This is a genomic window from Priestia sp. GS2, from assembly GCF_036409025.1.
Classification (GTDB): domain Bacteria; phylum Bacillota; class Bacilli; order Bacillales; family Bacillaceae_H; genus Priestia; species Priestia aryabhattai_A.
This window is the reverse complement of sequence record NZ_JAZGJX010000001.1, coordinates 537,764-556,416: the sequence shown is the minus strand read 5'-3', so window position 1 is coordinate 556,416 and position 18,653 is coordinate 537,764. Positions and strand designations below refer to the sequence as shown.

The following is an 18,653-nucleotide window of genomic DNA, read 5'->3' as shown; positions in this document are numbered from 1 at the left end:
TACTCTCTAATATACAAGCCTGTACAACAAATACCTATTAATTTTCTCATACAAAAAAAGAAAGCATGCCAAGCTTGCTTTCTTTTACCTTTATTATGACCCAAAAACAAGAATAACAATTACAACTGATGCGATAATACCTACTAAATCCGCTAACAAACCAACCTTTAGAGCATCGCCCATTTTCTTTATCCCTACGGCTCCAAAATAAACGGTTAAAATATAAAAAGTGGTATCAGTACTTCCTTGCATAGTAGAAGCTAATCTCCCAATAAAAGAATCCGGTCCATACGTTGAAATTAAATCGGTGGTAATACCCAAAGCAGCAGTTCCTGAAATAGGTTTGATTAAAGCAAGTGGGACTATATCAGCAGGCACGCCAACCGCATTCAAAAATGGCTTCATAAAGTTTAAAAAGAAATCTAATGCTCCAGACGCTCGAAAGATTGAAATACTGACGAGCATCCCGACAAGATAAGGAATAATAGAAAACGCAATTTGTAAACCATCCTTCCCGCCTTCTACAAACCGTTCATAAGTTGGAATTTTTTTATATGTTCCATATAAAAGGATACACCCTACAATAAGAGGGATAAACATAATGGAAATCTGATTTAATAAGGTCATCTACGTCCGCCTCCTTTTTTCATGCGGCGATGGTAGAAATAACGATCAATGACAATGGCTCCCATTGTAGCGACAACCGTTGCAAGAAGTGTCGTTCCTACAATTTCTGTTGGATTGGCGGAATTATACGTAATTCGAATAGCAATAACAGTTGTTGGAATTAGTGTTAGACTGGTTGTGTTGAGCGCTAGTAACGTAATCATTGACCTGCTCGCTTCATCCTTATTACCATTTAGCTGTTTTAACTGCTCCATTGCTTTAATCCCAAGCGGGGTAGCGGCATTACCCAGACCAAACATATTAGCCATCATATTAGACAGTATATACCCTAAAGCAGGATGGTCTTTTGGAATATCAGGAAACAGCCTTCCAATAATGGGGCGAAACAACTTTGCTAATTTTTCTAATAATCCAGCGTGCTGTGCAATGTTCATAATACCTAGCCAAAACACTAATACGCTTATTAAACCAATACTGATGGTAACGGCTTCTCCTGCCCCTTGAAAAATTGCTTTGTTAACTGCCTCCATCTTTCCATTAATGATTGCAAATACAATTCCAATAATCGTCAGCAACATCCAAATGATATTGACCATCTTATCGTGCTCCTGGATAAACTAAAAATAAATTCTTTACCTTATTGAAGAACCCCTCTTCTTTCTTTGGCTCACTGTGAAAATAAATTGGGATATTGCCTATCGAATCACCATCTCGCGTCACCTGTAATTCTCCTACAACGCTTGGAACAGGCTTTCCTTCTTTCCATTCTTTTTGAGGTTTAATTAGAATTGTTTTCAACTTAACGGTTTCTTGCTCATCTTTTGTTAGTGGATATACAACATCTCTTTTTATTTCAAGCTTCTTTTTGTAAAATGAATCTTCAATACCTTTTAATTCTCCTTTTGGAGCTAAGCTTGTCATTTTATAAGTGTCAAAAGCCCCTTCGTACATCGAGATATGGTCATTCCAATCGCTAGGTGCATTAATCGTAACAGCTATTAAATCCATTCCATTTTTTGTGGCCGTTGTTACCAGCGTTCGCTTTGCTAGCTTGGTATATCCAGTTTTACCACCTGTGCAGTATGCATATAAGCTCGTCAATAATTTATTTTTATTTTTCCACACTCGATCCCATTTTTCTTCGGGATGAGGTGTTCTGTAAACTTTCGTTCCTGAAATTTCTCTAAACGTCTTATTATTCATCGCGTAGCGCATTAAGATTGCCATGTCGTAAGCCGTTGAACGATGATTTTCATGATCATCTAAGCCATGAGGATTTTGAAATGTTGTATTAGTCATTCCAATTTCTTTTGCTTTTTGATTCATTAAATACACAAATCCCTCTTCGCTTCCACCCACTGTTTCAGCAATCGCTACAGCCGCATCGTTGCCGGACCTCATCATGAGCCCGTATACCAAGTCTTTGAGCTTAATTTTTTCACCCTCAACCAAATAAATGGATGACCCTTCTACTCCTACTGCTCGAGGGCTAACGGTTGTTGTTTGATCAATTTTGCCAGATTCGATTGCTAATATAGCCGTCATAATTTTCGTAATACTTGCTATACGACTAATGGCATCAGCATTTTTCTCGTATAAAACTCTTCCAGACTTTTGCTCAATTAAAACTGCACTATGGGCGCTTACACCTGCTGCATATGTAGTAGGAGGCAAACTGCTTAGACCTAAAAATAAAATCATGAAACAAATAATGCTTTGCTTTATTTTTCGCATGTCATCCCCGTCCCTTTATCTGTTTGTACAAGTTTATGCATTTGTTTTCATGTTATGATTTATTTACGCGAAGGTATTTTTCAAGTTTTATCTTATTTGTAATATTCTTCTTATTTATTCATAAAAAGAACACGATGTTTGCTCATCGTGTTCTTCATCAAGTAAGTTATTCAGCTTCTTGAAACGTTCTAAAAAACAAGTCTGCTTCCTGTTCAGCACCTGATTCTTCTTCTGGAAGCGGTGGCAATTCACTCAAATCTTTTAAGCCGAAATAAGCTAAAAATTCTTTTGTTGTTCCATATAAAATCGCTCGACCTGCTCCTTCTGCGCGTCCCGTTTCCTTTAAAAGTGCTTTTCCTATTAGCGTTTGAAGCGGCCTTTCAGTTTTCACACCTCGAATTTCTTCAATTTCAGCTCGCGTAATGGGTTGGCGATATGCCACAATTGCAAGCGTTTCGAGTGCAGCTTGAGATAGGGATTGAGCAGGTGGCGTTTCAATTAATTTCTCCACATAAGAAGCATATTCCTGCTTCGTTGCAAATTGAAATTGTCCAGCAATCTCTACTAGTTGAAGACCTCGCTTATCATTCTCGTACTCTTTCATTAATTTATCTAGTTCTATACTCACTTCGTCTTTCGACACATCAAGAAGTTCTTGCAGTTGCTTAATAGATAGCCCTTCATCTCCTACAACGAATAGTAAACTTTCGATAGCTGCAGAGATATGCTGTTTACTCATCTTTCATCATTCCTTTCTTGATATGCAACGTATAGTTCATCTAAGTTATTTGACTGTTCTACGATGACTTCATTCTTTTTCATTAGTTCTAAGATGGCTAAGAACGTTACCACAATATGATTGCGTTCAGGATAAGGAAACAGCGTATAAAAACTTTGTTTTCCTTTTGTTTTCCGAAGTACGGATACAATTTCCGTCATTCTTTTTTCAATTGGGACGTCTTGTCGAGCTACCCTTGCTTGAACTGGCTTTTGTAGCTGCTTTCGCTTCATCAGTTTCTGCAAAGCACTGAGCATATCATAAAGCGACACATCTAAATCTCCACTACCTTGCTGCGCCGGTTTTTCATCACTTATCTGCTGTAAGTTACTAGGTGCCTTCGCGTAAATATGCGTTTGTGTCTCTTCAAGCTTTTGAAGTTCAACAGCAGCTTCTTTAAATTTTCGATATTCGATTAATTGTTGCATTAACTGCTCGCGAGGATCTTCTTCTACATCATCCATACTATCATCTATGTCGTCTTCGTCGTATGTTGGCAATAACATTTTGCTTTTAATTTGAATAAGCGTCGCAGCCATTACTAAATATTCGCTTGCCACGTCTAGCTGAAGCTCGTTCATCGTATGTATATACATCATGTATTGTTCGGTAATCGTTGCTACTGGTATATCATAAATATCAATTTCAAATCGGTTAATAAGATGCAATAAGAGATCTAGCGGTCCTTCAAAAGCATCTACCTTCACACTATATTCCAATTCTATCCCACCAAAATTATCATTTAGTCATAAGTCGCACTATCATTAGTATAGAGGATTCTAGACACATGTCCAATATAATTTCTAGGAAAGATAGGTCATTCGCCCATACCAAACGTAAAAATGAACATATGATGTCAGGGTAATAGCATTTTGATAACTCGAAGGAGGAATTCTCATGACTCACAAGCATGATTATAACGGAGGATTTTCTTTAATTATTGTATTGTTTATTTTATTAGTGATCATCGGATGCGCTTGCTTACACTTTTAATAAAATGACCCAAATGTGTTCAGTTTAGCTGGACACTTTTTTTGTGTTACACTGGCATTAGGAGGTTATCAGCTATGTATCCAAAACCATATATAGATTATCTTGTTTATTTTCATACAAACAGAGATTATTTCGAATGCCATGAAGTACTAGAAGAACATTGGAAAGCTGCTGATTCTGGACATCGCAATATTTTATGGGTTGGGCTCATTCAAGTTGCTGTTTCGTTGTATCATCATCGAAGAAGTAACTACGCAGGTGCTGAACGTACGATAAAAAAAGCAATCTCAATTCTTGATGCGCACCATGAAGAACTACTTCAGATTGGTCTACAACCAATCGATTTAATTAGCATGCTCACTAAACATTTGCGTTTGATACAGGCTTCAAAGCCTTACCAAAGTTTAAATATGCCAATTATCGATGAGCATCTTGTTCAGCAATGCAAAGCACACCCTTTAGCTCAAACATTCGGATGGCTTACACCATCTAATTTGCAGGATGAACACCTTATTCACCGTCATAAGCTGCGTGATCGAACAGCTATTATCGCAGAGCGCGCAAAGAAATTACGAAAAAGCAGAGCTTCTCGTAGTTAAAACTACTACAGCTCTGCTTTTTATTGTTCACTTTGACATTTTTCATAAAACGGTGCAATTAACTCACTAGGCTTAATTTGAGCATTAGAATACATCTGCTGAAGTGCTTTAATCATTTCTTTTCCAATCCCCTGCTGGCGATGAGATGGATTGACACTCACATGTTGAACCTCAACTAGATCTTGATCAATAATTGAGACTCCAACAATACCGATAAAGTCTTCTCCCTGTTTCCATAAATATAGCTGGCGATTTTCGTTTTGCTCATAATCTTTCATCGTTTGCTGAAGTTTTTTTAAATCCTTTTCAGTTGGCACAAACGACAGAAGACCCATAGCAATTTTTTCATGACTTCTTTTATAGCGAATAAGCATAAAATTCTCCCTCGTTCTCAAACTTTCCTACGATGTGTTCGTTAATTCTAATGCTTTTATCATACAAAATTTATGAAATAATAGCAACATCACCGTAAATTCACATAAAAAGAGCGACATGTAAAGTCGATTTCACAACTTACAAGGCGCTCTATTATCGCTCTTTTCAAGCTAATCTTGAGTTACTACAGAATCAGAATATTACTCTTCCCACACCTTAACTTCTTTCATTACATCACCGTTACGCATCTTCAATACTGTGTCTAAACCTTCTGTTACTTTACCAAATACAGTATGCACGCCATTTAAGTGTGGTTGTGGCTCATGTACGATAAAGAATTGGCTTCCTCCTGTATCTTTTCCTGCATGAGCCATTGATAATGAACCCGCTTCATGCTTGTGAGGATTTCCTTCTGTTTCACACTTAATTGTATAACCAGGGCCACCAGCACCTGTTCCTGTTGGATCTCCACCTTGTGATACAAATCCAGGAATTACACGGTGAAACGTTACGCCATCGTAAAAACCTTCAGCTGCTAATTTTTCAAAGTTTGCAACTGTTCCAGGCGCTTCGTTTTCAAATAAATCGATTAGGATTTTTTCTCCATTTTCCATTAAAATACTTGCTTTTTTCATGTGTAAAACCTCCAAATTATGTATTTCAACACTTATGGTTGTACATAAGTAACTATGCACGCTCTTACAATGTTTCATCTTATTGTACTATAAGTGAATATCTAAATTCAACGAATCACTTTTCTTCAACCCATCAGCGAATTTTTCTTTTTTTGAAACTTTCTTGTTTTCTCTTCGTTTAATAAATAGCGTGGGATGAAACTATCGCATTATCTAAAATCGTATTATAATAGGATATGGTTAAAGGAGGAAAAAATTATGAAGCCTTATATAAAAGTAATTTTGCTTACTATGAGCTTGGTTTTATTTTTAACTGCACCAATAAAAAGCTTGGCAGACGCAGCCGTAGGTGACGTTATTGTTACGTTAGGAGAAGACTTAACAATTGCGCAAAAAGAAAAAGTATTAAAAGATCTTGAAGCGCCTGAAAATGCGCAAACCATTACTGTATCAAATGCCGAAGAGCATGAGTACTTAGGTGACTTTATTCCAAAAGCAACCATTGGCTCTAGAGCGATTTCATCTTCAAGCATTACGCTTACTGCAAAAGATTCAGGCTTAAGTGTAGCAACTCAAAACATTACATCCATTACCGATGATATGTATCTAAATGCTTTAATGACTGCAGGTGTAAAAGATGCTGACATTAAAATCACGGCACCTTTTGAAGTGTCAGGTACTGCTGCATTAACAGGCATTATGAAAGCCTATGAAGTACAAACAAATAAAAAAATACCTGAAGAGGTTAAAAAAGCTGCTAACGAAGAGATGGTCCAAACAGCTGAACTTGGTGAAAAAGTAGGAAAAGAAAAAGCAGCTGAATTTATGGCCACAATAAAAGAAGAAATTGCCAAGGAAAACCCACAAACAAAAGATGATTTGCGTGCTTTAATCGAGCGTGTAGCCAATGATTTAGGCATTAGCTTAACAGACTCTGAGCTCAACGCACTCGTTGATTTTTTCAATCGTTTAAAAGACTTAGATATTGATTGGAATCAAGTTAAAGATCAATTGTCAGCTACTAAAGAGAAAGTAACAACATTTTTACAGTCTGAAGAAGGACAATCGTTTCTTGATAAACTAAAGAACTTCTTTGTTAGTATCATTGATGCTATTAAAGCCTTATTCTCATAAAAAACGGCTGCCTCTACGGCAACCGTTTTTTTATTTTTTTAACGCAACGTTATATTTTAGATCATTTTTAATAATATCTTCATACGTTTCACGCTGCACAACTAACTGAGCATCTCCATCTTCAACAAATACAACTGCTGGTTTAGGTAAACGATTATACTGACTCGCCATTGAATAACCATATGCACCGGTACAGAACATGGCTAAAACATCACCTGGACGCGCTGTTGGCAACGACAAGTCCCACATTAACATGTCTCCAGATTCACAGCATTTCCCAGCGATTGATACAAGTTCATCTTTCACATCATTCATTCGATTCGCAAGAGCAGCTTCGTACTTTGCTTGATACAATGCTGGTCGAATATTATCGTTCATCCCTCCATCAATCGCTACATATTCACGAATATTTGGGACATGTTTGCGTGAACCAACAGAATAAAGTGTTGTCCCTGCATCTCCTACGAGTGAACGTCCAGGTTCAATCCAAATTTCTGGAATTGGAACATCTAGCTGTGCTGATTGCTTTTTAACTTCTTCGATAATTACTTCTACATACTCGGAAACAGGAATTGGCTGATCTTCCTCTGTATAACGAATGCCGAACCCTCCGCCAAGATTAAGTACCTCCGGCACATAGCCAATTGTTTCTTTCCACTCTTTCATTTTTGAAAAGAGTTTCTGAGTCGCCATAACAAATCCTGTTGTTTCAAAGATTTGTGAACCAATATGGCAGTGAATTCCTAAAAGATTAAGTCCACTGCTTTCCATCACGGCTTTAATTGCCTCATCAGCCTGACCATTTTGAAGATCAAAACCAAATTTAGAGTCTTCTTGCCCAGTTAAGATATAATCATGCGTATGAGCTTCGATACCAGGTGTTAAGCGCAATAGTACGGGCATTTTTTTATCATGCTGCTCTGTAAGCTCTTGTAAAAGAGCAATTTCATAGAAATTATCTACAACAATACACCCAATATCTTCTTTAATAGCCATTTCTAACTCAGCTCTGCTTTTATTGTTGCCATGAAAGTGAATGCGTTCTTTAGGAAAATTAGCTGCCAGCGCCGTATATAGCTCTCCTCCAGATACAACATCTAAGGACAGGCCTTCTTGGTCTACTACTTGTACCATTGCAACGGTTGAGAAGGCTTTACTTGCATATGCTACCTGCGCTTTGATATTGTGTTTTTCAAAAGTTTCTTTAAACCCTCTAGCGCGTTGACGAATTAAAGCGACATCATATACGTAAAGAGGCGTTCCAAACTCTTTTCCTAGCTTAATCGCGTCTACACCACCGATTTCTAGATGACCTTGTTCATTAATGCGACTTGTACCATGTAAAAACATCCTTCTACCCCGTTCCTTTATATATTGTAAAAAAGACAGCTGACAGCATAAAGAGCTGCTAACTGTCTAAAGATTTATTATTTTACATAATTAAAACAAACTTATCACATTTTTTTACAGGTTTCAACTACATATTGCTAAATAAACAAGAGACAGATACTAGATTTACGACTCTGCTGGCTGACGATCTTTATCTTGTGGATGCACAATACTCGGTCTTGATTTAGCAGATGGTACTGATGGTCGAATAATAACCTGAAGCAATGCTTTAGGGTTAAACGGCATAAATGGCCATAGATAAGGTGTATTAAGCGACTTTAAGCTCACAAGGTGAATTAAATACAGCGTGGATACAATGACAAATCCAGGCGTGTGAAAAGCTGCTACACCTATCAAGAGCATTAAACGAATCATTTTATTTGCAATGGCCAATTCATAACTTGGAGTAGCAAATGTACCGATTGCTGCTACGGCTACATATAAGATTACCTCAGGTACAAAAAGCCCTACATCGATGGCAATCTGTCCAATGAGAGCAGCTGCAATCAAGCCCATGGCGGTGGCTAGAGCAGTTGGTGTATGAATGGCGGCCATCCTTAAGAATTCGACCCCTAAGTCAGCTAAGAAAATCTGAACAACAGTTGGAATATTTGTTTCCTCATTTGGCCCTATAAACTGAAGGTCCGGTGGTAAAAGCTGTGGTTCTAAAACAAACAATAACCATAATGGTAATAAAAATAAAGATGCTAAAATCCCCAACAACCTTACCCATCTAATAAATGTGCCAACGGCAGGAGCTTGTCTATATTCTTCTGCATGTTGTATATGATGAAAAAACGTCGTTGGCGTAATAATGACACTCGGCGATGTATCTGTAATTAAGATAACATGTCCTTCTAATAAATGCGTAGCAGCCGTGTCTGGCCTTTCCGTGTAACGTACCATAGGAAATGGATTAAAACCTTGTTTGACCAAATACTCTTCTAGCGATTTATCTGCCATAGGTAGACCATCTACTTTAATAGAAGTAAGCTCTTTTTTTATAGTTTCCACAAGTCCAGGATCTGCAATTTCATCTATGTAACCAATTGCTACGTCCAGTTTGGAACGTTCACCTACTTTAAAGATTTCAAAGCGTAGTCTTCCATCTCGGATTCGACGGCGAGTTAATGCTGTATTGACGATAATATTCTCTGTATATCCATCGCGTGCACCGCGAATAACCTTTTCCGTATCTGGTTCTTCTGGCGAACGCCCTGGATACATCCTTACATCAACTTCAAAACCTACTTCTTCTCCATCAATAAGAACAAAGATGAGGCCTGATAAAATTGTATCCATTCCTTCGTCTAGTGTTCTTAAAGGCTTAACCTGTTGATGAATTAAACGATTTTCAATAATATCTTTTAACTTTGCCTGCTCAACTTCATTATCATTAATTTGAACAAGCACTTTGGTAATCTCAATAATAAATGCACTATCACAAAGGCCTGTTACGTAGTATACATGCACTTCTCGACCTAGTATAAGCAGTTTACGAACACCTACGTCGAAGCTTGTAATCATACTAGCGTTCTTTTTATACCATTCATCGTTTTGTTGAATCTTTGGAAAAATTTTTGTTTTATTTTCCACTTTTTCGCTCACTGAACCCACTCCTTTCTAAAATCAGCTGTACAGCTTGTTCTGTAATTGGGCACCCGGCTTTTACATCATCCATACGTGCCATTTTGCCAATGTCTCCGATTCCGACAATAAGCGGAACATCAAGCTCATCTAAACAGTAAACCGTGTCACCATTTATTCGCCCAACTTCCAACTCTTGAATACCACTTTTATCTACACCATAATGCGTTAGTTCACCAAAACGGTCGATGGTAACATCTACTTTGGACCATTCACTTTGATGGGTTCTAGAAGCTACCGCAATAACCCCTAATACATCAATTTGCTTATTCGTCGCTACATACCTGAGCGCTTGTTCTCCAGCACCTTCACCAACAAAGCCACTGTCATCGAACATTACAAATACAGGATCATACGGTGCTTCTAAAATCATGCCAACAATTTCTTTACCGGTTAGAGTGGTTGGATTCCCATAGGACTTTGAGATACATCTCCCGCCCACCTTTTTCGCAATGTACTCAATATTTTTCCGTGCGTATTCATCTCCATCGGTAACTAAAATAACTTGCCTTTTTTTCATGTCACACCTCTTATCCTTTTGGTTTAAAGATTAGCGCGATGATAAAAGCAAATAAAATAGCTGCTGAAATACCTGCGGATGTTAGCTCAAACATACCAATTCCAATTCCAATAAAGCCGTGTTCATCTGCTTGGTGCATAGCTCCGTGTAATAGCGAGTGGCCAAAGCTTGTAATTGGAACCGTGGCGCCTGCTCCAGCAAATTCAATAAATTTATCATAAATCCCAAATCCATCTAAAATAGCCCCAATTACTACAAAGGAACTCATAACGTGAGCAGGGGTAAGCTTGGCAAAATCCAGCAACAGCTGACCGATTACACAGATTGCTCCTCCTACCACAAAAGCAATAACATAATCCACAATTATCCCTCCTCAACATGTTCCATTACGACACCGTGTGCAATGGTTGGTATTGATTCTTTTTGCTGCGTCATCGTTGGGCTAAGTAATGCTCCCGTTGCAACAACAAAGATTCGTTTTAAGTTTCCGGACTTTAATTCATTAAGCAGATGTCCATATGTGACAACAGCCGAACAACCACATCCACTTCCTCCAGCAAACACGTTTTGATTTGGACGATAAACCATTAACCCACAATCATTATGGTTCTCTGAAACATCATATCCTTCATCTTTTAATAACTGTTTTAAAATTGGACTACCAACGCCTGATAAATCTCCCGTAACGATTAAATCGTAGTGATCGGGAGACACCTGTAAATCTTCAAAATGTTTTTGAATCGTATCTGCAGCTGCTGGAGCCATAGCTGAACCCATATCAAAAGGATTTTTAATTCCATAATCCATTACTCGCCCTATAGTAGCGGATGTTAAGCGAACAGAACTCTTTTGTTTAGAAACGAGCGCGCTTCCTGCTCCTGTAATCGTTGCGGTCGCAGTATCAGGCTTTTGTCCTCCATATTCAGTCGGATATCGAAACTGTCTTTCTGCCGTGGCGTTATGACTACTAGCAGAGGCTATAATACGGTTAGCGAACCCTGCATCAACAAGTGCTGCTCCGGTTGCTAACGTTTCCATCGAAGTAGAACAGGCTCCGAACATACAAAGAAATGGAATTTGATGATCTCTTGCTACAAAATTAGCCGTTACGTTCTGATTTAAAAGATCCCCAGCTAAAAACAAATCTACGTCCTCATACGATAAATTCACCTTTCCCAAACATGAGTCAATGGATTCACGCATAAGCTTACGCTCAGCTAACTCCCAATTCGATTCTTCACAATGTAAATTTTTATGCGTAATATCAAAGGTACTCCCTAATGGACCATCCGCTTCTTTAGGCCCAACAGCTGTACCAGCTGCATTAATATAAACAGGATTTTCATATACCCATGTTTGTTTTCCAGCCTTTCTCATGTGCTTTCCCCTCTCCTTTTATAGAAATGTTTTAAACGCATATCGAATCATTCCGACGATATAAGCACCTACAACTCCAAAAACGATAACGTTCCCAGCTAACTTAAACATATTGGTGGCAACTCCCAAAACAATTCCTTCACTTCTATGTTCTAAGGCTGCACTCGTCATTGAATTTGCAAACCCAGTAATTGGTACAGCAGATCCAGCACCCGCAAACTGACCAATTCGATCGTAAACACCAATACCTGTTAAGATGGCTGAAATTAACACGAGCGTTGCTGCTGTTGGATTCCCTGCTGTTTTTGTCGTAAAATCAAAAAACGTGATATAAAAGTTTTGGACAGCTTGCCCAAACCCACATATCAACCCTCCAACGATAAAAGCTTTTAGACAATTCAACGCATAAGGAGGCTTTGGTTGAAACGATTTTATATTCTCTTGATAGTTATCTTTTAGCTTTTGATTATCTGCCACTTAGTATCCACTCCTTTTTATTGATTAACAAAATAAACCCAGTGAAAAAGCGATCCAAAAACTTTCCCCATTACAATGGCCATTAATAATAGAATAAGCTTTCCATCCATTCCTATTCTCTTTGTTAAGATGGGTAATACATTTAGCATTTCCGTTAGGGCAGCTGCGAGCATGCCAAAGAAAATACCACTCGCTAACCCAATAACGCCAATAAATAGTGAAGGAATGCTCCATGTATATTGATGTAAACTACACCAACCCCCAGCTACTGCTCCTCCAACAACAGCCCACTCATAAAACTGAATATATTTCATTGTTTTTGTAAGCTGCATCAACCTTGGAATGATACCTAGTACTGTTAAAAAAGCAACGAATCCTCCACCTACAGCTAGCCCACTAGCAAATCCTACAATTATGGTAAATACAATGTTAGCGATCATCTAAATTCTTCATACTTTCTTTATTCTCATGCATAATGACATACTGATCTAAATCCTGCTGATAATTGAACATTTCAACTTCTAGAGGACTAGGCTCTTCATTAATTCGCTTACGAAACACATGGTTAAAAAAGAGAATCATGCCTAAACCAAGGCCAAATGAATAGGGGATCTGAATGACTAAAGGCTGCTTATCCTTTATTCCAGTCAGCATATAAAACAATTTTTGATGCACTTGCTGCATGCTAACATCTTCATGAAAGTTCATGACGGCCATGGCCGCACCGATAAACAATAGAAACCAAACAGCTATAAACGCGATAAAAGACGATTGCTTTTTTTTATAAACTACTTCAACAATCGTTTGAGCAGGACCAATTGTCTGAACATCAAGGTGAGGATAAGTCTTCTTCAATAATGCAATTACTTTCATTAAATCAATGATGATAATGTTACGATCACTCTTTTTCACCTTATACACGCTGAGCTGAGCAAATTCTTTCTCGATTGATTCTTCACCTATCAAGAGAGCTAGCTGTCCAAGTTTAACCATTGCATTTGGTTCGACCTGCACGCGATGCCTCATTTTGATATATAAAGTATTATCCATTTACATCACACCTACAATTCGTTATCCTCCTTGTACGTGTAGTATGTATTTACTTAAATTTTCTAATTCAGAGTTTCACAACAGACCATTAATTACCAAAAAAAGAGCGGCAGGTTATAGATAACCTACCACTCTTTATTCGTTCATTTGACTTTTCATTTGTTTTAAAATTTTCTTTTCGAGCCTTGATACCTGCACCTGCGAAATTCCCAGACGAGACGCAACTTCTGATTGCGTTTGATCTTTATAATAACGCAAGTATACAATGAGCTTTTCACGTTCTTCTAGCTCTTCAATAGCTTCTTTTAACGCAATTTTATCAAACCATTTTGCTTCACTATGGTCAGCAATTTGATCAAGAAGCGTAATTGGATCACCATCGTTTTCATAAACAGTTTCGTGTATAGAAGAAGGTGCTCGATTTGCTTCTTGTGCCATAACAACTTCTTCAGGTGTAAAATCCAAATGTTCAGCAACTTCTGCCACAGTGGGAACGCGCCCAAGCATTTTGGATAATTCATCTTTTGCTTTTCGAATTTTATTACTCATTTCTTTTAATGAACGGCTTACTTTCACTGTTCCATCGTCTCGAATAAAACGTTGTATTTCACCAATAATCATTGGAACTGCATAGGTTGAAAATTTTACATCATAGGATAAATCGAACTTATCGACTGATTTAAGTAAGCCAATACAGCCAATTTGAAATAAATCATCAGGTTCATACCCTCGATTAATAAATCGCTGTACCACTGACCAAACCAACCTCATATTTTTCTGAACAATTGTATCCCTAGCATTCTGATCACCTTTTTGACTGCGCTTGATGAGGTCTTTCACTTCATGATCTTTTAAATACGGCTCATTTTTTTCCTTTTTGACCTCCACATCCATCGGCAAGTCTCCTTAATTACATAGCGCTTTACTATTTGTTAATTGTTTTTTTAAGTAGACAGTTGTTCCCGCTAAAGGCGCAGATACGACGTTAATTTCATCCATGAAATTCTCCATGATTGTAAAACCCATTCCAGAACGCTCAAGTTCAGGTTTTGTTGTGTAAAGAGGCTGCGTAGCTTCATCAACATCATCAATTCCCACACCGTCATCCTTAATAGTAAGTTCAACCATCCCATTATCATGAAGCGTAACGTCAATGTGTACGATACCTTCTGCGTTATTGTTATAACCATGAATAATGGCATTCGTTACGGCTTCTGAAACAACCGTTTTAATTTCCGTTAATTCATCCATTGTAGGATCAAGCTGCGTAATAAAAGCTGCCACCGTCACCCGTGCAAATGATTCATTTTGACTAAGAGCTGAGAATTGAAGGTGCATTTCATTTTTCATCATGCCACCCCCAGCTTCTGTAGCGCATTTTGTTCACTTGGCTCAAAGCGAATAATCTTAAATAAACCAGACATATTGAAGAGGCGTTCGACCGGCGGAGAGATTGCACATACAACCATTTCTCCTCCATTGTTTCGAACCTGCTTGTACCTTCCTAAGATAACCCCAAGACCTGAGCTATCCATAAACGTTAAGTTCTCAAGGTTTAAAATTAAGTGCTGAATCGCATTTTGTTCTAACTCTTCTGTAATGCGTGCTCTTAAATGCTCTGCAGCATGATGATCTAATTCTCCACCCAATCGAACTAACAGCACATCCTGTTTTAATTCAAGTTCTATAGAAAGACTCACTATACAAACCTCCTATCAGTCGTATAGTCAATCTTTCGCTATAGCAAAGACGGATTCCTTCTAAGTGACAAAACTAGTAGCATTTCGTCAATGTTAGTCGTTTTTCTCAAGATGTTTGTGAAAATAGTGAAAACGTACGCTTAAACAGCTGCCAATATGAAGCAATTTCAACGTCGTCTTCCGCAACAAGTGGAGATGTACTCATAACTTTGCCATCTTTCTTGATAGTAATGGTACCAATCTCATCACCCTTTTTTACAGGAGCATTCAAATTTTTATCAAGCTTCACTTCTGTCTTCATGTCCTTAGCTGTTGTTCCTTTTTTCGTAAGAGCAGATAATGGCTCTGACGTTACAGCATTTACATATTTTTGCTCTCCTTTATTAACTTCTACCTTCTTAATTGGTGCGTCTTTTTTATATAAAGGAGTGGTTGTATACTGACTAAATGCATAATCTAGCATTTTTGTTACTTCATTATTTCGCTCTTTAGGCGTATTTGCTCCAAATACAACTGCAATGACGCGCATATTTCCCTTTTTAGCAGTAGCTGTTAAGCAGTATTTGGCTTGTCCTGTGAACCCTGTTTTTAAACCGTCCACACCCGGATAGAATTTCACCAGACGATTTGTGTTTACGAGCCAAAATTTCTTATCTGTGTCTTCTCTTAAATAGTCTTCATATTTACTTGTATAATTAATAATGTCTTCATATTTCAGCAGCTCTTTTCCCATCATAGCCATATCATGGGCAGTACTATAATGGTCATCCACAGGCAGTCCCGTTGGATTTTGAAACTTTGTATGTTTTAAGCCAATTTCTTTGGCTTTTTTGTTCATCATTTCAACGAACTTATCCTCTGAACCGGCTAAATGCTCAGCCATTGCCATTGAAGCATCATTTCCAGATCCAATTGCAATCCCTTTTAATAACTCATTGACCGTCATCTCTTCACCAGGCTCTAAGAAGATTTGTGAACCTCCCATAGAAGCTGCATATTCACTTGCTCTAACTTTGTCTTTGAACGTAATTTTACCTTCATCAAGCGCTTCCATAATTAAAATCATTGTCATAATTTTAGTCATACTTGCAGGTGGGAGTGGTTGATTACTATTTTTTTCGTATAAAATTTTTCCCGTATCTCGTTCAATTAAAATTGCCGATTTAGCTTGTGCCGCTAGCTCTGTAGATTTTTTTTCACTAGCTAAAACAGGCTGTGTCATAAGTGAGAATAAAAAGATGACAACGAGTAGTTTCATAATATTACGCTTCATCTACACAAACCTCCATTCTTTATACAAACCTATTTTTTCCACCGTTGTAAGACTTTATACTACGCTGCCAAATAAAAAAGCATTGAGGTTAACCTCAATGCTTTTTTAATGATTTATTTAGGAATTGTATCGTATACAAGTGGTGGTGCTTCCACCGCTTCTTCACTTAGCTTGATGCTTTCATAAATTCTTTCTTTTACTTTGACAACATCTTCTGTATTACTATGAATGGTTACAAGTGATTCTCCAGCCTTCACGTAGTCTCCGATTTTCTTTTGAAGAACCAACCCTACCGCAAGGTCAATTTCCGATTCTTTTGTTGCTCGACCAGCACCTAACCACATCGCCGCTGTCCCAATAGAATCAGCAATAATTTCAGATACATAACCATCTGTTTTTGCTTCAACTTCCACGATATGCTTCGCTTGTGGTAATTTTGTCGGGTCATCTACAAGAGAGCCATCTCCACCTTGTGATTCTAAAAAGACTTTGAATGCTTCAAGTGCTTTGCCATTATTGATTACCTCTTCTAGCTTTTGACGTGCTTCTGTTAATGATTCTGCTTTTTCAGCTAATAGTACCATGTAACTTCCTAGCGTTAAGCATAGCTCTTCTAAATCCTTTGGCCCTTTTCCCTGTAGAGTATCGATTGCTTCTTTTACTTCAAGCGCATTTCCAATTGCATAGCCAAGTGGTTGGCTCATATCTGAAATCACAGCCATTGTATTACGCCCCACGTTATTACCAATGTTCACCATCGCTTGAGCCAATTCTTTTGCTTCATCCAAGCTCTTCATAAAAGCACCGGCACCTGTTTTGACATCCAATACGATTGCATCTGCCCCCGCAGCAATTTTCTTACTCATAATTGAACTTGCAATAAGAGGAATGCTGTTAACGGTCGCCGTTACATCGCGAAGCGCGTATAGCTTCTTGTCAGCAGGCGTTAAGTTTCCAGTTTGTCCTACAACAGCAACCTTATTTTTATTAACTAAATCAATAAATTCTTGCTTACTAATTTCTACGTCAAAGCCTGAAATAGCTTCTAGTTTATCAATTGTCCCACCTGTATGTCCTAAACCACGTCCTGACATTTTCGCTACCGGTACACCTACAGCTGCCACTAAAGGCGCAAGCACTAGAGTTGTTGTATCTCCCACTCCTCCTGTGCTATGTTTATCAACTTTAATACCTTCAATTGCTGATAAATCAATGACATCACCTGAGTTCACCATTGACATTGTTAAATCTGCACGCTCTTGCTCTGTCATACCATTGAAGAAAATAGCCATAGAAAGAGCGCTCATTTGGTAGTCTGGAATATCTCCATCTGTAAAACCTTTTACAATGAATTGAATCTCTTCTGTTGTAAGTTCTTTGCAATCACGCTTTTTTTCAATTAAATCTACCATCCTCATATTCGTAACTCCCCTTTAAAATAGTATTTGAAAACGGATTCATTATTAGGTGAAAAGCAGCTGTTACACGGTGTGTAACAGCTCCTCTCTTCTTATGAGTGTTGTGGAATTTGTTTTACAATTTCCTTTACTAGTGCTAGAAATTGTTTTTTTACTTTTTCTGTTGTTTCAATTACTTCATCATGATGAAGAGGCTGATCTAAAATTCCTGCAGCCATATTTGAAATACATGAAATTCCTAGGACGCGTAAACTCGCATGACGAGCAACAATTACTTCAGGCACAGTTGACATTCCTACTGCGTCTCCTCCTACAACGCGTAGCATACGAACTTCAGCTGGCGTTTCGTAAGTAGGACCAGTATTTCCTACATATACACCCTCTTGAACAGTAATATTTAACTCACTAGCTACGTCTTTTGCTAATGCACGTAGCTTTGGACAATAAGCAGTTGACATATCCGGAAAACGAACGCCTAGTTCACTATCATTTGGGCCAATTAAAGGGTTCGTTCCAAAATTGTTAATATGATCTGAGATAAGCATTAAATCTCCAGGATTGTAAGATTCGTTAATGCCTCCCGCTGCGTTCGTAACAATAATTGTTTCAATTCCAAGCTCTTTCATAACACGGACCGGAAATGTTACTTTTTCTAAAGAGTACCCTTCATAAAAGTGAAAGCGTCCTTGCATTGCAATAACCGGTACATCATGAATAGTACCAATTACAAGTTGACCTGCATGTCCTTCAACTGTAGATACCGGAAACTCTGGAATATCATTGTACGGAATCTTTACAGCGTCCTGAATTTCATCCGCTAATACGCCTAAACCTGATCCTAAAATTAATCCAATTGTTGGTTGAATTGTCGTTTTACCTTGAATGTATGTTGCTGCTGTATGAATTACGTCTCGCTTCATCTTTTTT

General features: G+C 38.0%; 24 protein-coding genes. 3 read left to right on the top strand and 21 right to left on the bottom strand.

Annotated features, from left to right (window positions below; genetic code table 11):
- Window positions 1-93 precede the first annotated feature (93 nt).
- From V2145_RS02910 to V2145_RS02890, 5 genes are all read right to left on the bottom strand, one after another.
- Complete coding sequence (locus tag V2145_RS02910; protein ID WP_094910686.1) at window positions 94-627, bottom strand: spore maturation protein; 534 nt, start codon at window positions 625-627, stop codon at window positions 94-96.
- On the bottom strand, window positions 624-1,223 hold the full coding sequence (locus V2145_RS02905; RefSeq protein WP_094910687.1) for a nucleoside recognition domain-containing protein: 600 nt from the start codon (window positions 1,221-1,223) through the stop codon (window positions 624-626). Before V2145_RS02905 ends, V2145_RS02910 begins: the two co-directional genes overlap by 4 nt.
- Before the next feature lies 1 nt (window position 1,224).
- Window positions 1,225-2,361 (bottom strand): D-alanyl-D-alanine carboxypeptidase family protein, encoded by a 1,137-nt coding sequence (locus tag V2145_RS02900; protein ID WP_094910688.1) that lies wholly within the window; start codon window positions 2,359-2,361, stop codon window positions 1,225-1,227.
- A gap of 166 nt (window positions 2,362-2,527) precedes the next feature.
- Window positions 2,528-3,100, bottom strand: coding sequence for an SMC-Scp complex subunit ScpB (gene scpB / locus V2145_RS02895; RefSeq protein WP_131888252.1), 573 nt, complete (start codon window positions 3,098-3,100; stop codon window positions 2,528-2,530).
- A complete protein-coding gene (locus tag V2145_RS02890) occupies window positions 3,097-3,858 on the bottom strand; it encodes a segregation/condensation protein A (RefSeq protein ID WP_131888253.1) in 762 nt (253 codons plus the stop codon). Before V2145_RS02890 ends, scpB begins: the two co-directional genes overlap by 4 nt.
- A 178-nt stretch (window positions 3,859-4,036) precedes the next feature.
- Here V2145_RS02890 and V2145_RS02885 point away from each other — a divergent pair, with 178 nt between their 5' ends.
- Together V2145_RS02885 and V2145_RS02880 are read left to right on the top strand one after the other, a co-directional pair.
- Entirely contained in the window at window positions 4,037-4,132 is a 96-nt protein-coding gene (locus tag V2145_RS02885) for a YjcZ family sporulation protein (protein ID WP_076512182.1), read from the top strand.
- Between the two features lie 74 nt (window positions 4,133-4,206).
- Window positions 4,207-4,731, top strand: a complete 525-nt coding sequence (locus tag V2145_RS02880; RefSeq protein ID WP_131888254.1) for a DUF309 domain-containing protein — start codon at window positions 4,207-4,209, stop codon at window positions 4,729-4,731.
- A 20-nt stretch (window positions 4,732-4,751) separates the two neighbouring features.
- On the opposite strand, the gene V2145_RS02875 is transcribed toward V2145_RS02880, so the two are convergent.
- Complete coding sequence (locus V2145_RS02875) at window positions 4,752-5,105, bottom strand: GNAT family N-acetyltransferase (protein ID WP_025908338.1); 354 nt, start codon at window positions 5,103-5,105, stop codon at window positions 4,752-4,754.
- A gap of 201 nt (window positions 5,106-5,306) precedes the next feature.
- The gene (locus tag V2145_RS02870; protein WP_131888255.1) at window positions 5,307-5,741 is read right to left on the bottom strand and encodes a peptidylprolyl isomerase; all 435 of its coding nucleotides are present in this window, start codon (window positions 5,739-5,741) and stop codon (window positions 5,307-5,309) included.
- A gap of 258 nt (window positions 5,742-5,999) precedes the next feature.
- On the opposite strand from V2145_RS02870, the gene V2145_RS02865 reads away from it, so the two are divergent.
- On the top strand, window positions 6,000-6,875 hold the full coding sequence (locus V2145_RS02865) for a DUF1002 domain-containing protein (protein ID WP_094910693.1): 876 nt from the start codon (window positions 6,000-6,002) through the stop codon (window positions 6,873-6,875).
- A gap of 30 nt (window positions 6,876-6,905) precedes the next feature.
- On the opposite strand, the gene lysA is transcribed toward V2145_RS02865, so the two are convergent.
- From lysA to V2145_RS02795, 14 genes are all read right to left on the bottom strand, one after another.
- Window positions 6,906-8,225 carry a diaminopimelate decarboxylase gene (gene lysA / locus V2145_RS02860; protein ID WP_131888256.1) on the bottom strand — a complete coding sequence of 440 codons (1,320 nt, stop codon included), beginning with the start codon at window positions 8,223-8,225 and terminating at the stop codon, window positions 6,906-6,908.
- A gap of 165 nt (window positions 8,226-8,390) precedes the next feature.
- Window positions 8,391-9,842, bottom strand: a complete 1,452-nt coding sequence (locus V2145_RS02855; protein WP_434223168.1) for a spore germination protein — start codon at window positions 9,840-9,842, stop codon at window positions 8,391-8,393.
- Between the two features lie 7 nt (window positions 9,843-9,849).
- Entirely contained in the window at window positions 9,850-10,431 is a 582-nt protein-coding gene (locus tag V2145_RS02850) for a stage V sporulation protein AE (protein WP_094910695.1), read from the bottom strand.
- Between the two features lie 10 nt (window positions 10,432-10,441).
- The gene (gene spoVAE / locus V2145_RS02845) at window positions 10,442-10,792 is read right to left on the bottom strand and encodes a stage V sporulation protein AE (protein ID WP_025909085.1); all 351 of its coding nucleotides are present in this window, start codon (window positions 10,790-10,792) and stop codon (window positions 10,442-10,444) included.
- A gap of 2 nt (window positions 10,793-10,794) precedes the next feature.
- Entirely contained in the window at window positions 10,795-11,808 is a 1,014-nt protein-coding gene (spoVAD, locus tag V2145_RS02840; protein WP_330987303.1) for a stage V sporulation protein AD, read from the bottom strand.
- An 18-nt stretch (window positions 11,809-11,826) separates the two neighbouring features.
- Window positions 11,827-12,285, bottom strand: coding sequence for a stage V sporulation protein AC (spoVAC, locus tag V2145_RS02835; RefSeq protein ID WP_094910697.1), 459 nt, complete (start codon window positions 12,283-12,285; stop codon window positions 11,827-11,829).
- Between the two features lie 17 nt (window positions 12,286-12,302).
- A complete protein-coding gene (locus V2145_RS02830) occupies window positions 12,303-12,725 on the bottom strand; it encodes a stage V sporulation protein AB (protein ID WP_094910698.1) in 423 nt (140 codons plus the stop codon).
- Window positions 12,715-13,335 (bottom strand): stage V sporulation protein AA, encoded by a 621-nt coding sequence (locus V2145_RS02825; RefSeq protein ID WP_131888258.1) that lies wholly within the window; start codon window positions 13,333-13,335, stop codon window positions 12,715-12,717. Before V2145_RS02825 ends, V2145_RS02830 begins: the two co-directional genes overlap by 11 nt.
- Window positions 13,336-13,470: 135 nt before the next feature.
- Entirely contained in the window at window positions 13,471-14,229 is a 759-nt protein-coding gene (gene sigF / locus V2145_RS02820; protein ID WP_094910699.1) for an RNA polymerase sporulation sigma factor SigF, read from the bottom strand.
- A gap of 12 nt (window positions 14,230-14,241) precedes the next feature.
- On the bottom strand, window positions 14,242-14,685 hold the full coding sequence (gene spoIIAB, locus V2145_RS02815) for an anti-sigma F factor (RefSeq protein ID WP_094910700.1): 444 nt from the start codon (window positions 14,683-14,685) through the stop codon (window positions 14,242-14,244).
- A complete protein-coding gene (gene spoIIAA, locus V2145_RS02810) occupies window positions 14,685-15,035 on the bottom strand; it encodes an anti-sigma F factor antagonist (RefSeq protein WP_094910701.1) in 351 nt (116 codons plus the stop codon). Before spoIIAA ends, spoIIAB begins: the two co-directional genes overlap by 1 nt.
- A 106-nt stretch (window positions 15,036-15,141) precedes the next feature.
- Complete coding sequence (locus tag V2145_RS02805) at window positions 15,142-16,308, bottom strand: D-alanyl-D-alanine carboxypeptidase family protein (RefSeq protein WP_131888259.1); 1,167 nt, start codon at window positions 16,306-16,308, stop codon at window positions 15,142-15,144.
- A gap of 113 nt (window positions 16,309-16,421) precedes the next feature.
- Complete coding sequence (locus V2145_RS02800) at window positions 16,422-17,726, bottom strand: pyrimidine-nucleoside phosphorylase (protein WP_094910703.1); 1,305 nt, start codon at window positions 17,724-17,726, stop codon at window positions 16,422-16,424.
- Window positions 17,727-17,818: 92 nt separating this feature from the next.
- The gene (locus tag V2145_RS02795) at window positions 17,819-18,646 is read right to left on the bottom strand and encodes a purine-nucleoside phosphorylase (protein ID WP_094910704.1); all 828 of its coding nucleotides are present in this window, start codon (window positions 18,644-18,646) and stop codon (window positions 17,819-17,821) included.
- Between the last annotated feature and the right edge of the window lie 7 nt (window positions 18,647-18,653).